Genomic DNA, 12,968 nt, shown 5'->3' with positions numbered 1-12,968 from the left:
ATCCCTAGCTAAAAAGCCCCCACAGGGGGCCGGTGCAGTCATTTCAGTTTGACGCGCTCTCCGTCTTTTGTTTCCACAATAAACTTTTTCCCGTCCAGGGCGCCGGCTTCTATTTCGACCCATGTCTCCGGTGGATCTCCATCACTATTTGATTTCTGGTTGAGGGAGACAACAATTTTGACCACATCTTTTTGAATCACTTGCAGCTTGGAGATAGACAAACTTTTCCCTTTATACTTGTCGGGATTGGCCTGCACATACAGCATATCGCTATGATCCCAATCCTGGTCGGACAGACTGGAGGGATGCTTCTCCTTGTTGTAAATGTACACGCCCGGCTCCGATTCCGATGCGGGCTCGCCCATAATCCAGTTAATATCGGTAAATTCGATTTCCTTATAAGTTTTGGATGGTTCCACCGCCCCCAGATCCTCTTTTTTCTCCTCCTTTTCCTTTTCTTTTTCGTCCCCGCTGGCATCGCCGCAACCAGTAAGGATCAGGGTGAAGGCTAAAATGGTAAGAAGAATTCGAAATGACTTCAACGATACAACCTCCTCATAAGCCATGATAATCTCATTTTATATAAAGTTCTTACGGTAGTCACTAAAATATATTGAAAATAGTATAAAAGTCCGATAACCAGATCGATCGGGTCAACTGAGTATAAATCTGGCAGGCTGGTTCACCTTAAAAAAGATCTTTGATAAGGAGGACCATCTATGGGGCAACGAAACGTCATCGCTTTCTTCCGTACGGAACGGCAGGCACAGCAGGCTGTTCAACAGTTGAAAGCACGGGGGTTTGACACGGTTGACCTGTCCCGTTTTTCCCTTAGTCCCAAGGAGGATGCCAGCGACCTGGATAACCCCATCGCCGAGCCTCCCTCTTCTTTGTCCACCTTGACCGGAGCACCGGTAACCGGACGGGACCCTGGGATTCTGAAGGCAGCCGACATCCACTCCAGCGGCATAGCCGACGGCAGCGATGAGTTCGGGGCCGAAGACCTGTCCGTCACCGTCATTACCGACGACAGCCGCTTTGACGAGGCGGAACAACTGTTAGAACAGATGGGGGGACGATTGTAAAAGCAGAAAAACCGCTTTCCTGGAAGGAAGCGGTTTTTTCACTCAGGACATCACGCGAAGCTGGCCCGGATCGCAAGGAGGCGGCTGGACTCCTGAGCGGACAGCAGTTTGGTCAGGTAATAGCACTCCTCCGAAACATGTGATCGGCCATCAGAGGGGGGGAGCACCCCAATACTTCGTTGTCCATCCGGTAGCTTTCCAACTCCCGGAGAAACCCCTGAAACAGGACGACCATCTCCCATTCCACATCCCAGTTAAACGGTCCAATTTGAACTGGCGAATTCCTCCGCCGCCTCATTAGCCTGTGAGGCCAGGGCGATCAGTGCCTGCTGATCGGAGACAGGGCCGTGGGCCACCTCCAACAGGCTGTCCGCACATACCCCTTCGCTGTATCGATCGCCCCTGCTCCTTTGGAGCTAGCGCATCGCGGATAAACCTGGCGTGATCCTTAAAACCTGCAACCAAAACCGATGCTCAAACAGAGCGGCTCCCGTCTCATCCACCTAAACCCCACCACCAAACTTGTGTCAGGGGAATTAAGGTATGACCAAAACCATTCAAAAGAGACGAAGCTGTTCCAGCGGCTCTAGTGATGTGGATCCTCTCTCCCGGATGGCGGCATGGGCTTCCCGATTTTCGTAAGGTGGGGTACGGGCGGAAAGCCTCGCTTCTTCCGTCAGTCGCTCCACCAGCTTCATCAATGAATGTCGATAGCTCTCCGGAGCAATCGCCTTCTCTCCATAAAGTCGAACCAGATGAGGATACACACGGGGAAAAGCCGGCTGCACCTGTCGGAAAAACCAGCTTTTCACCTCTGGGGAAAGGCGAAGGATCGAGGGGACGACAAAAAGAGCCCCGTGCTGCTTCGCCTGATTCACCACTTGCTGCAATTGTTCCTCTGTATCGGTCAGGTAGGGGATGATCGGGGCGAGAAAAATACCCGCGGATACCCCCATATGATTCAACTCCCGGACGGTTTTCATCCGTTGCCGAGGATGGGGAGAAGAAGGTTCCGTCTTCCGCCAAATCTCACGATCCAGAGTGCTGACGCTTATATTTACAGAAATGATCTTCATCTTTTTAAGTAGATCCAGATCTCTCAGGATCAGCGGAGAGCGGGTGGTGATACTGCAAGGAATTTGATATTCCTGCAACACCTCTAAAATCGAACGGGTGATTTTAAGCTTCCCCTCTAGCTGTTGATAGGGATCGGTTGCCGTCCCGATGGCGATGCCCCCACCTTTCCATTTGCCCCGTTTCAGTTCGGAGCGGAGGACGGAAGCGGCATCCCGTTTGACATAGATATTATTCCGAAAGCTGTCATCGGCATGGAATCCCAGCCAGCTGTGAGTCGCTCGGGCGTAACAGAAGTGACACCCGTGGCCACAACCCCGGTAAGGGTTGATCGACCATTCGAAGGGCATCCGCTTATCCGTCACCCGGTTTAAAACCGACTTCGGCCGGACTGGAAACCAGCGATCCGGCAGTTGTCCGTTTTTCATCCCGCCCACCTCCGCAGTAGAACATTTGTTCTGATTTTACCATAAAAACCATGTCGAATACATGTCAAAGCAACAATTTCCCTTTTCATGCCACTATCTATGGAATATTATGAAAAAAGGAGCCTAACCAATCCGATTTCGCGTCAAGAAGAAAAGAACAATATCTTCAAGGAGGGATTTGGTTTGGAGAATTTGCGCTATCCGATCGGTCGTTTTGATGTGTCTCGTCATAGAGAATCGACGGATTGGCACATCTGGATGCTGGCGGAAACCCCCCATCGACTGCGGGAGGCGGTCTCCGATCTGACCAAGGAACAACTGGATACCCCCTACCGACCCAAGGGATGGTCGATCCGACAGGTGGTTCATCATCTGTCAGATAGCCACTTAAACGGATACCTTCGTTTTAAAATGGCTCTAACCGATGAGCGCCCTCGGATCATCGCTTACGACCAAGATCGGTGGGCTCAGCTGCCGGATGCTCAGGACATGCCGGTGGAACCTTCCCTCCATTTCCTGGATGCTCTACACCAACGCTGGGTGGGGCTGCTGGAAACGATGCGTCCCGAACAGTTTCAAAAGGGGTACGTACACCCTGAGGATGGATTTGTATCATTGGACAACTCCTTGCGCCTCTACTCCTGGCACAGCCGCCATCACTTAGGGCAGATCGCCAATCTGCGAGAACGGATGGGCTGGTAAAGGGAAAATTTCAACATCGCCTGCCAAAAACGGCGGGCGGTTTATTTTATCCAATCTTCCGATAAATTTTTCTCACCCTTGCGGGTTTCGGAAATTTTGCTACAATAGCAACAATATATTTTTTTACCGGGCACTCAAGCTCAGGACTACGAAGGGGTGAGAGATGTGAAACCGCGCACGCTGTTTGAAAAAGTGTGGGACCGTCATGTAATCGAACAAGAAGAAGGAAAACCGGCCATTCTGTATATCGACCTGCACCTGGTTCACGAAGTGACCTCGCCTCAGGCGTTTGAGGGCTTGAGACTGAATGGGCGCAAGGTTCGCCGGCCAGACTTGACCGTGGCCACGGTGGACCATAATGTTCCCACCGTCAATCGCAGCCTTCCGGTCACCGATGGCACCTCCGCCAAACAGATGGAAACACTGACGAAAAACTGCCGTGATTTTGGCATCAAACTCTACGATTTTCATGATCCCGGACAGGGGATCGTCCATGTGATCGGACCGGAACTCGGGGTGACCCTCCCTGGCAAAACCATCGTCTGTGGAGATAGCCATACCTCTACCCATGGCGCCTTCGGTGCGCTCGCCTTCGGCATCGGCACCAGTGAGGTGGAGCACGTGTTGGCTACCCAATGTCTGCAACAGTTAAAACCGAAAACGATGGAAGTGCATGTGAAAGGAAAGCTCTCCCCCGGCGTCACCGCCAAGGATATCATTCTGGCCGTTATCGCAAAAATTGGAACCGACGGGGCGACCGGAACCGTCATCGAATACACCGGTGAAGCGATCCGTAATCTGAGCATGGAAGAACGGATGACGATCTGCAATATGTCCATCGAGGCTGGTGCCCGTGCGGGCATGATCGCCCCCGATGAGACGACCTTCCGATACCTGGAAGGGCGTCCCCACGCCCCCAAAGGAGAAGCTTTTGAACAAGCCAAACAGGAGTGGCTGCAGCTTAGAACCGACGAAGGTGCGGTATACGACAAGCGGGTGGAACTGGATGCTTCTGAGATCGCGCCGCAGGTCACCTGGGGCACCAGCCCCGGAATGGGCACAGCTGTTGATCAACAGGTGCCCGATCCCGAGTCGCTCCCTACGGAAACGGAGAGAAAATCAGCTCGGCGCGCCTTGGAATATATGGATCTCACCCCCGGTACGCCGATGACGGAGATCAAAGTGGACCGCGTCTTTATCGGCTCCTGTACCAACTCTCGGTTGGAAGACCTGCGGGCGGCGGCCTGTGTGGTCAAAAACCGCAAGGTGGCACCAGGTGTCCAAGCCATGGTCGTTCCCGGCTCCCAGCAGGTTAAGCGGCAAGCGGAGAGCGAAGGGTTGGATCAAATCTTCCTGGATGCCGGTTTCGAGTGGAGAGAATCGGGTTGCAGCATGTGTCTAGCGATGAACGATGATACCTTGAACGTCGGCGAACGTTGCGCCTCCACCTCCAACCGCAACTTTGAAGGACGTCAGGGTCGGGGCGGGCGCACCCACCTAGTCAGTCCGATGATGGCCGCAGCCGCCGCCATCGAAGGCCACTTTGTCGATATTCGCAAGTGGAACCTAGACGACTGAGGAGCGTTGTGAATGACGTGCCCTAGGTGCATAATCGCTCTTTCGGATAAACGCTCCCCCTCGCACAAGGACCTTCCATTCATTCACAAGGCTTTTAGAAGCACAGGAACAGAAAGAGAACCCTTATATCAATTAAATCAGATCGCTGGTACGCTCTTAAAGCGACATAATTAGATCCAACTAAGGAGGGATTGCGATGGAAGCTTTCACCAAACACAGCGGGAAAGTGGTACCTCTGGACCGGGCCAACGTGGATACCGACCAGATTATTCCAAAACAGTTTCTGAAGCGGGTGGAACGGACCGGGTTCGGCCAATTCCTGTTTTACAATTGGCGCTACGATACTGAGGGAAATCCCAACCCGGATTTTGAACTAAATCAAGAGGCGTATCGGGACGGTTCGATTCTGCTCGCCAGGACTAACTTCGGCTGCGGTTCCTCCCGGGAACACGCTCCCTGGGCTCTGTTGGACTACGGATTCCGGGTGGTGATCGCCCCCACTTTCGCCGATATTTTTTATAACAACTGCTTTAAAAACGGCATCCTGCCGATCCGGCTGCCGGAAGCGAAAGTGGACACTTTATTTCGGCGGGTAAAAGACGGTGTCACCCAAACTCTGTCCGTCGACCTGGAAAACAACCGGATCGATGATCAAAACGACTTTACTGCCGAATTCGAGGTGGAGCCTTATCGCCGTTACTGCCTCCTGAACGGACTGGATGATATCGCCATCACCCTGCAAAAGGATGACCTGATCAGGAAGTATGAGGAACGCCTCCCGGATTACTACCGGACGACAGTAACTCAAAACAGCTGAGCCCTTCCCACAGGATGGAGGCTGCCACCCCGGCAGTCTCCTTTTTCACCTCATCTTACAGCAATCCCCAACGCGAATACCAGACAACATCCTACAAATGTCCGTCTGGATCCTGGAAATGGCCGGAGTATCCACCCCAAAAAGTCTCGTGAGCAGGAACTGTAATATTCGCTCCCGCTCTCTTTGCCTGTTCCATGACCTGATCCACTTCCTTCTTGCTGTTTACATTGTGGCCGATGGTAAATTCAGCAGGATTGGGTGCAGTCAAAGGATTTTTCGTCTCATGAACGATATCTTTGCGATTCCAAATAGCGAGCTTGATACCTGCTTGTAAGTCGAAGAAGGCCACAGCTCCATGTTCAAACTCCTTCCCCACGATACCTTGTGTGGGGAGTCCGAGTCCATCCCGATAAAATGCCAACGACCTTTCCAAATCATCCACACCCAATGTAATGACGCTAATCCTCGGTCTCATCGAATACCTCCACTTTACTCTACGACTGCTCTGGCAAAGCGCACATGTTGACTCGCATGATAGTCGTCCCTTCGACCTTGGAAATAGCGTTCCTCAATATCCGATGGACTTAGGTTCTCATCGAGACGAAACCCTGAATTCCCCAATTCAAAAGCTAATGTTGATGGATCGAAGACTGTTTGAATCGGCTCGCCTATCCGTTGTAAATCTTCCTGGTTCTCTTTCAAATATGAAGTAACTGCTTCCGGTACAAAATAATCAAAAATAACCGTACTGTCCACGGGAGCCATATCGGCAATTGAACGCAACGTTGCGAGCACTTCGTTTCTAGCTAAGTACATAGTGACGCCCAGCCAACTGAAAAGAGTTTTAGACTGCAAGTGATAGGCAGTTCCTTTGAGTGCATCAGCCAAATTCTCCTTGGTGAAATCCATAGGTACAAAGTGAAGATTTGATGGGATATCCCATTCCAATTCAGCCAGTCGATCCAGTTTGAAGGCTTGGGTAGCCGGGTGGTCCACTTCAAATACCTGAACCTGACTACGGAGGTCCGGCCGACGAAAAGCAAAGGTGTCCAGTCCAGCTCCAAGTATCACATATTGTTTCACTCCTTGTTTTACAGCCTGATCAAGGTTGTCCTCCATATATCTTGAACGGCTGAGAACATGGGGTAACCCCATGGCTTGCAATAAGGACGGTAAAGAATTTGTCACCTGCTCAGAGCGTGCGGAGTCTCTTTCAGGAACGATTTTCTCAACAGCCTTGGAAAAGCCTTGTTCAATAAGTCTGCGTCTCTCCTCCGGTATCAAAGGATAGGCCAGAAAGTCATCAAAAATTTTGGAGGTATCCTTTGTGGCATGGTAGCCTCGTAGGTAGGCGGTCATGATCGCGGTAAGACTAACTTGTTTTTCTTTCATGGAAATATCCTCCTTTTATAGCCGATCTCGATAAATTTTCGATATAAAAGACCGAAACCCTTTTCCATTTGAAAACCAGCATCCTCCACAGATGCTGGTTTTTCGACGCTTCCATTATATGTGTGTCAGAAATGCCCCATGTTCGATCACGAGGCCACATCATATCCCTGATCTTCCACGGCTTGTTTCATTTTCTCCAGATCGGTTTTCTGTTCATCATATTTCACCGTGGCGGTCCCCGCTTCCAAATCGACTTGGGCCTGCTCCACACCCTTCACTTTATTCAAGGCACCCTCCACGGCGCTCTTGCAGTGACCGCAGCTCATGCCTTCCACTTTCAGGGTCACGGTTGCCACATCATCACCTCCTTTACAGGCGGATGCGCTTCAGGCGCAGGGCATTCGTCACCACCGACACGGAACTGAAGGCCATGGCCGCACCGGCGATCCATGGGGCCAAAAGCCCGAGGGCAGCAATCGGAATTCCTGCTGTATTGTAAAACAGGGCCCAGAAGAGGTTTTGCCGGATATTGCGCATCGTCTTCCGACTTAAGACAACCGCTTGTGCCAGATGGGTCAGGTCGCCTCCCACCAGGGTGATATCGGCGGCTTCAATGGCAACGTCGGTCCCCGTTCCAACGGCGATGCCGATATCACCCTGGGCCAACGCCGGGGCGTCGTTGATCCCGTCCCCAACCATAGCCACCCGTTTCCCTTGTACCTGCAGTTCCTTCACCTTATCCGCTTTTTCCTCGGGCAGAACTTCGGCGAAGACGCGGTCGATCCCCACTTCACGGGCCACAGCGGCGGCGGTCCGTCGGTTGTCCCCTGTCACCATCACAGGTTCGACCCCGAGGTTTTTCAGCGTACGGATCGCTTCCTTCGCGTGCTCCTTCACGGTGTCGGCAACAGCGACGATTCCGGCCAATTCTCCGTCAATAGCAATCATCATCGCCGTCTTTCCTTCTTCCTCCAACCGATCCATCTTCTCACGATGATCTCGGCAGTCGATCCCTTCCCGGTCCATCAATCGGCGGGTCCCCACAGTCACGTGCCGGCCGCCCACTACCGCTTGGATCCCATGGCCCGGAATAGCCGCAAAATTTTCCGCCTCCCACCCTTCGACACCCTGTTCTTTTCCGTAAGCCACAACAGCCTGGGCCAGAGGGTGTTCGGAGGGTTTTTCCGCCGACACCAGGTAGGTGAACACCATCCGCTCATCCTCCTGGAAGGAGACAAAATCAGTCACCTCCGGTTTTCCCTTGGTGATGGTTCCGGTCTTATCCAACAGGACCGTATCGATGCGCTGGGTTTGTTCCAGGTATTCTCCACCTTTGAACAGAATTCCGTTTTCCGCCCCTTTGCCGGTCCCGACCATAATCGAGGTCGGGGTGGCCAATCCCAAGGCACAGGGACAAGCGATCACCAACACGGCGATCGATGCTGCCAAGGCGGCGGTCAAGTCCCCTGCCAACAGGTACCAGAGCAGAAAGGTGAGCACCGCAATCCCGACCACGATGGGAACGAAGATTCCGGAGATGACGTCGGCCATCCGTTGGATCGGGGCTTTGGACCCTTGGGCCTCCTCCACGATCTTGATAATACCGGCCAGGGTGGTATCTTTACCCACCTTTTTCGCTTCCATGGTGAAGGTTCCGTTAGTATTGATCGTCGCTCCGATTACCGGGTCCCCGGCACTCTTCTCCACCGGAATCGATTCCCCAGTAATCATCGATTCATCCACAGCTGTATTTCCGGTCAAGATGAACCCGTCCACAGGGATTTTTTCACCAGGTTTCACCACCAGGGTATCCCCTGCTCGCACCTCTTCCACAGGAATCGATACCTCTTCCCCGTTCCGAACCACAGTGGCCTCCTTGGCCTGTAAGTTTAACAACTGCGTGAGGGCGGCGGTGGTCCGCCCTTTGGCCATCCCTTCGATCAACTTACCCACGTGAATCAAGGTGATCAAAATGGCACTGGTTTCAAAATACAGTTGGGCTTGATAACCGGGAGTCATCAACCACCGAATCCCTTCAGCCACGCTGTAAAAATAGGCGGCAGAGGTGCCGAGGACGACGAGAACATCCATATTGGCACTCCCGTTTTTCAAGGCACGGTACGCACCTCGATAAAAGGGAGCCCCGATATAAAACTGAACCGGCGTCGCCAGCAGAAACTGAAACCAGGGGTTCATCAGGATCTCCGGCATCGGCAGATTCAATTGCCAGTGAGCGGCCATCGTGTACAGAAGGGGAAGGGAAAGCACGATCGACAGGGCCAGAAGACGTTTTTTCCGTCGAAGCTCCTCCTCTTTGCGGCTCTCCTTCACCTCTCTTCCTTTTTTCAACGTGGCTTGGTAACCCAGGTCTTTTATCTTGTCCGTAATGACATCGATGGAGACGCGACCGGGGGTGTACTCCACCGAACCCGATTCTGCAGCCAGGTTGATCGCCGCGGATTGGATGCCCTCCATCCGGCTCAATCCCTTTTCGATCCGGGTTGCGCAGGCGGCACAGGTCATTCCCTGAATATCCAGCTCCGCTCGTTCCCGCTCCACGCCGTAGCCTAAGTCTTCCACCTTATCTATTAACTGACCGGGATCGATCCGGTCTTCATCGTATTTTACCGTCGCCTTTTCCGTCGCCAGATTGACCTGGGCCTCAACACCATCCATTTGATTAAGCCTTTTTTCAATGCGGGCGGAACAGGCCGCGCAAGTCATCCCGGTGATTCCCAGCGTCAACTCTTTTTGCCGGCCCATCTTGCTGCCCACCTTCCTTCATGATTTGCTAAACTGTTTGATCACTTTCATCAGCTCTTCGATATATTCCTCCCCTTGCCCCGATTGAATCGCATGAGACAGGCAAGTGCGGCTGTGTCGTTCCAACAGAGAAAAGCCAACCTGTTTCAGCGCGGATTGGATCGCGGTGATCTGGACCAGAATGTCCATACAATAGCGATCTTCCTCCACCATGTTTTGCAAACCACGAATCTGCCCTTCAATCCGCTTCAACCGGTTTTGCAGAGCCGTCCGCTCCCGATCCGAGCGTGGAACCAAGGGCTCTTTATGGGACATCATCTCATCGCTCATCCACCCTCACCCCTCTTTCGACTTTACTATACCCCCCTAAGGTATTTTGTGTCAAACAGCATCCCTCTATGAGGTATGTTTGACACCCTGTATAGGTATATCTTGAATCGATCCTTCCCTAAACATCCAGATGAGTGACACTTGATCCCTCCAAATAAAAGGCCCCCTCAACAGTCGCCCCCCTGTCAAGGTGACCCGTATTGGGATGAATGAGAAATCGATGGGTCCCTAACCGTGAATACATGGTTTCCAGTTTTGGGGAAAGGTTATAGGAAAGGATCCCTCCGAGATCGATGAATAGAGGTGTTATATGATCATGGGAATGACTCAGGCTCCTCCCCTCACCCGTTGTTGGAGTGAATACGATACCTTGCAGCGGGTGCTTCTCTGCCCCCCTCGGTTTATGGAGATCCGGGAGGTGATCAACCAAACCCAACGCCGCTTCGCCAGAAAAAATATCGATCGGGAACAGGCGGAACGCCAACATCGGAACCTGGTCAATACCTTGCGGGATCATCAGGTGGATGTGGTGCTGCTGGAGCCTGACTCCCGTTTTCCCGAGCAGGTATTCACCCGGGATATCGGCTTTGTTCTAGGGCCGCAGATGTTTATCTCCCGCATGGATGAGCCGATCCGCCAAGGGGAAGAGACCCGGTTGGAGGTCTGGCTCCAGGATGAGGGGATCCCCTTTACTTCCGTCGACACCGGACATATCGAAGGTGGCGATGTGATCGTGGATGGGGATAAGATCTACATCGGGGACGGTGGCCGGACGTCCCACAAAGCGATTGACGAACTCCGTCGCAGGCTTCCCCACCTGGAGGTGATCAGTCTCCCCTTTCCGGAAAAATACCTTCACTTAGACTGTATCTTCAATCCCCTCTCCCCCCGGGAAGCGCTGATCTATCCTCCCGCCTTTGTCGATTCGGATCTCGCCCGTTTGGCCGCCCGCTATCATTTGATCGAGGTCAGCAAAGAGGAACAGTTTCAATTGGGAACCAATGTGTTGTCCATCGGAAACCGAAAATTGATCAGTCAACCGAGCAACCCAGAGGTGAACGCCAGGCTGCGCCGTCATGATTTCACCGTACTGGAAGTCAACTTCTCGGAGATCGTCAAATCCGGAGGTGCTTTTCGCTGCTGCACCTTACCCCTGCTACGGAGATGACTCTTCTTTTTCCACATCAAAAAAGACCGCTGACAGAGTCAGCGGTCTTGATACGGATAGGGATAGGGATAAAGTGATGTTCATTTCAGGGTTAGGGATACATTACAGGAGAACCAATTCTCGCTGGCGCATGTCGCCTGTCTCTTGGTACCGGTTGTGCCAGCTGAAGGCCTCCTGCAACAGGTGAGGCGTGTTACCTCCTCCTTGCGAGGCCCGTTTGAAATAGTCGCGGAGAGCATCTTTATAATAGGGATGGGCCAGGTTTTCGATGATCACCCGAGCCCGCTCCCGGGGAGACAAGCCCCTCAAATCAGCAATCCCCTGCTCCGTTACAAGGATATCCACATCGTGCTCCGTATGGTCGACATGGGGAACGAAGGGGACCACGCTGGAAATCCGGCCGTCCTTGGCTGTCGATTTCGTCACAAAAATGGTCAGCCCAGCGTTGCGAGCAAAGTCGCCGGAGCCTCCAATACCATTCATAATGTGGCTTCCGCTCACATGGGTGGAGTTGACATTGCCGTAAATGTCCACCTCGAGGGCGGCATTGATCGCAATCACTCCGAGTCGGCGGATCACTTCCGGATGGTTGGAGATTTCCTGCGGCCGCAATACGATCCGATCCCGATACTTAGACAGGTTGGACAAGACATGGTCCCTCATCTCCCGGGAAAGGGTAAAGGAGCACCCGGATGCAAAGGAAACCTTGTCTGAATCGAATAAGTGGAACACAGCGTCCTGCATCACTTCGGTATAAATCTCCAACTGGTCGAAGGGAGCTTGCTCCAATCCGTTAAACACTGCGTTGGCAACAGAACCGACACCGCTTTGAAGCGGGGCCAGCCGCTCGGATAAGCGACCCTGTTTCACCTCATGTTCCAACAATTCCAAAATATATCCGGCCATCTGTTCCGTTTCCCCGTCCGGGGGAACGATGGTAGAGGGGGAATCAGGTTCATCGTTAAAAACGATACCGACAATTTTCATCGGATCGCAAGGGATCGATGCTCTCCCGATCCGGTCATCGACGCGGGTGATGTTGATCGGGCTACGGCCAGGCCGCTTTTCCGGAATATAGATGTCGTGGACTCCGATCAGCTCTTCCGGCATGGCCATGTTAATTTCCACGATCACCTGTTCCGCCTGTTGTACAAAAATAGGCGAATTCCCAACGGAAGTCGTCGGAACGATGCCTCCATCTTCCGTAATCGCCACCGCCTCAATAATGGCCAGATCGATGGGCTCCCCATTGCGGACCCATTCTGCTGTATGACTGAGATGCTGTTCGATATATTGAATCTCACCTCGGTTAATCGCCCCACGGGTGTCACGGTCACTTTGGTAAGGGCCTCGCCGTCCAACTAGGTGTTGGGAACTTAGGTCAGAATCCGCTTCACCCAGAGACGCCCCAGAATAGAGGTTGATTCGCCGGGTATCTCCCATTTTCTTTTTATATTCAGCCAGGGCACGGGGGATCGCTTTCACATCCCCGCTTCGGGTAAATCCACTGACACCGACGTTCATTCCATCACGGATCCACTTCTGCGCTTCATCAGCTGATACGATTCGCGAACGCAGCGAAGGGTTGTGAATACGGTGTTCCATGAAGGTTTCCCTCCTCTTTCCGGTAT

The 12,968-nt window shown here is 52.7% G+C and carries 13 protein-coding genes; 5 read left to right on the top strand and 8 right to left on the bottom strand.

The annotated features are described in order from the left end of the window. Positions 1-38: 38 nt before the first annotated feature. On the bottom strand, positions 39-542 hold the full coding sequence (locus BLP91_RS05885; protein WP_091567628.1) for a hypothetical protein: 504 nt from the start codon (positions 540-542) through the stop codon (positions 39-41). A 177-nt stretch (positions 543-719) separates the two neighbouring features. Between BLP91_RS05885 and BLP91_RS05880 the strand changes: the two genes are divergently transcribed. After that, complete coding sequence (locus BLP91_RS05880) at positions 720-1,085, top strand: hypothetical protein (RefSeq protein ID WP_091567625.1); 366 nt, start codon at positions 720-722, stop codon at positions 1,083-1,085. Positions 1,086-1,642: 557 nt separating this feature from the next. Here BLP91_RS05880 and BLP91_RS05875 read toward each other — a convergent pair. Continuing rightward, complete coding sequence (locus tag BLP91_RS05875) at positions 1,643-2,587, bottom strand: SPL family radical SAM protein (RefSeq protein WP_091567622.1); 945 nt, start codon at positions 2,585-2,587, stop codon at positions 1,643-1,645. Between the two features lie 183 nt (positions 2,588-2,770). Here BLP91_RS05875 and BLP91_RS05870 point away from each other — a divergent pair, with 183 nt between their 5' ends. The 3 genes from BLP91_RS05870 to leuD all read left to right on the top strand — a co-directional run bounded on the left by BLP91_RS05870 (position 2,771) and on the right by leuD (position 5,684). Continuing rightward, positions 2,771-3,289, top strand: coding sequence for a YfiT family bacillithiol transferase (locus BLP91_RS05870; RefSeq protein ID WP_091567620.1), 519 nt, complete (start codon positions 2,771-2,773; stop codon positions 3,287-3,289). Between the two features lie 165 nt (positions 3,290-3,454). Further along, entirely contained in the window at positions 3,455-4,867 is a 1,413-nt protein-coding gene (gene leuC, locus BLP91_RS05865; RefSeq protein WP_091567617.1) for a 3-isopropylmalate dehydratase large subunit, read from the top strand. A gap of 196 nt (positions 4,868-5,063) precedes the next feature. Next, the gene (leuD, locus tag BLP91_RS05860) at positions 5,064-5,684 is read left to right on the top strand and encodes a 3-isopropylmalate dehydratase small subunit (RefSeq protein WP_091567614.1); all 621 of its coding nucleotides are present in this window, start codon (positions 5,064-5,066) and stop codon (positions 5,682-5,684) included. Positions 5,685-5,775: 91 nt separating this feature from the next. Here leuD and BLP91_RS05855 read toward each other — a convergent pair whose 3' ends face one another. The 5 genes from BLP91_RS05855 to BLP91_RS05835 form a co-directional block, all read right to left on the bottom strand. Further along, on the bottom strand, positions 5,776-6,159 hold the full coding sequence (locus tag BLP91_RS05855; protein ID WP_091567612.1) for a VOC family protein: 384 nt from the start codon (positions 6,157-6,159) through the stop codon (positions 5,776-5,778). 14 nt (positions 6,160-6,173) lie between these two features. Beyond that, positions 6,174-7,076 carry a class I SAM-dependent methyltransferase gene (locus BLP91_RS05850; RefSeq protein ID WP_091567609.1) on the bottom strand — a complete coding sequence of 301 codons (903 nt, stop codon included), beginning with the start codon at positions 7,074-7,076 and terminating at the stop codon, positions 6,174-6,176. A 146-nt stretch (positions 7,077-7,222) separates the two neighbouring features. Next, positions 7,223-7,432 carry a copper chaperone CopZ gene (gene copZ, locus BLP91_RS05845; protein WP_091567606.1) on the bottom strand — a complete coding sequence of 70 codons (210 nt, stop codon included), beginning with the start codon at positions 7,430-7,432 and terminating at the stop codon, positions 7,223-7,225. A 13-nt stretch (positions 7,433-7,445) separates the two neighbouring features. Continuing rightward, positions 7,446-9,839 (bottom strand): heavy metal translocating P-type ATPase, encoded by a 2,394-nt coding sequence (locus BLP91_RS05840; protein WP_091567603.1) that lies wholly within the window; start codon positions 9,837-9,839, stop codon positions 7,446-7,448. Between the two features lie 18 nt (positions 9,840-9,857). After that, positions 9,858-10,169 carry a metal-sensing transcriptional repressor gene (locus BLP91_RS05835; RefSeq protein WP_281220420.1) on the bottom strand — a complete coding sequence of 104 codons (312 nt, stop codon included), beginning with the start codon at positions 10,167-10,169 and terminating at the stop codon, positions 9,858-9,860. Between the two features lie 316 nt (positions 10,170-10,485). Here BLP91_RS05835 and BLP91_RS05830 point away from each other — a divergent pair, with 316 nt between their 5' ends. Further along, positions 10,486-11,337, top strand: coding sequence for a dimethylarginine dimethylaminohydrolase family protein (locus BLP91_RS05830; protein WP_245662149.1), 852 nt, complete (start codon positions 10,486-10,488; stop codon positions 11,335-11,337). Between the two features lie 102 nt (positions 11,338-11,439). On the opposite strand, the gene scpC is transcribed toward BLP91_RS05830, so the two are convergent. Next, positions 11,440-12,942, bottom strand: a complete 1,503-nt coding sequence (gene scpC / locus BLP91_RS05825; RefSeq protein ID WP_091567601.1) for a succinyl-CoA:acetate CoA-transferase ScpC — start codon at positions 12,940-12,942, stop codon at positions 11,440-11,442. Between the last annotated feature and the right edge of the window lie 26 nt (positions 12,943-12,968).

The sequence above is a fragment of the Melghirimyces thermohalophilus genome (assembly GCF_900102685.1).
Taxonomy (GTDB): Bacteria; Bacillota; Bacilli; order Thermoactinomycetales; family DSM-45169; genus Melghirimyces; species Melghirimyces thermohalophilus.
This window is presented reverse-complemented; position numbering and strand designations above follow the sequence as displayed.

Excerpts from the sequence above, each read along its gene's own strand:
- BLP91_RS05875 (WP_091567622.1), bottom strand. The coding sequence starts at position 2,587 with ATGAAAAACGGACAACTGCCGGATCGCTGGTTTCCAGTCCGGCCGAAG.
- scpC (WP_091567601.1), bottom strand. The coding sequence starts at position 12,942 with ATGGAACACCGTATTCACAACCCTTCGCTGCGTTCGCGAATCGTATCA.
- BLP91_RS05855 (WP_091567612.1), bottom strand. The coding sequence starts at position 6,159 with ATGAGACCGAGGATTAGCGTCATTACATTGGGTGTGGATGATTTGGAA.
- BLP91_RS05835 (WP_281220420.1), bottom strand. The coding sequence starts at position 10,169 with ATGAGCGATGAGATGATGTCCCATAAAGAGCCCTTGGTTCCACGCTCG.
- BLP91_RS05830 (WP_245662149.1), top strand. The coding sequence starts at position 10,486 with ATGGGAATGACTCAGGCTCCTCCCCTCACCCGTTGTTGGAGTGAATAC.
- BLP91_RS05880 (WP_091567625.1), top strand. The coding sequence starts at position 720 with ATGGGGCAACGAAACGTCATCGCTTTCTTCCGTACGGAACGGCAGGCA.
- BLP91_RS05840 (WP_091567603.1), bottom strand. The coding sequence starts at position 9,839 with ATGGGCCGGCAAAAAGAGTTGACGCTGGGAATCACCGGGATGACTTGC.
- leuD (WP_091567614.1), top strand. The coding sequence starts at position 5,064 with ATGGAAGCTTTCACCAAACACAGCGGGAAAGTGGTACCTCTGGACCGG.
- BLP91_RS05850 (WP_091567609.1), bottom strand. The coding sequence starts at position 7,076 with ATGAAAGAAAAACAAGTTAGTCTTACCGCGATCATGACCGCCTACCTA.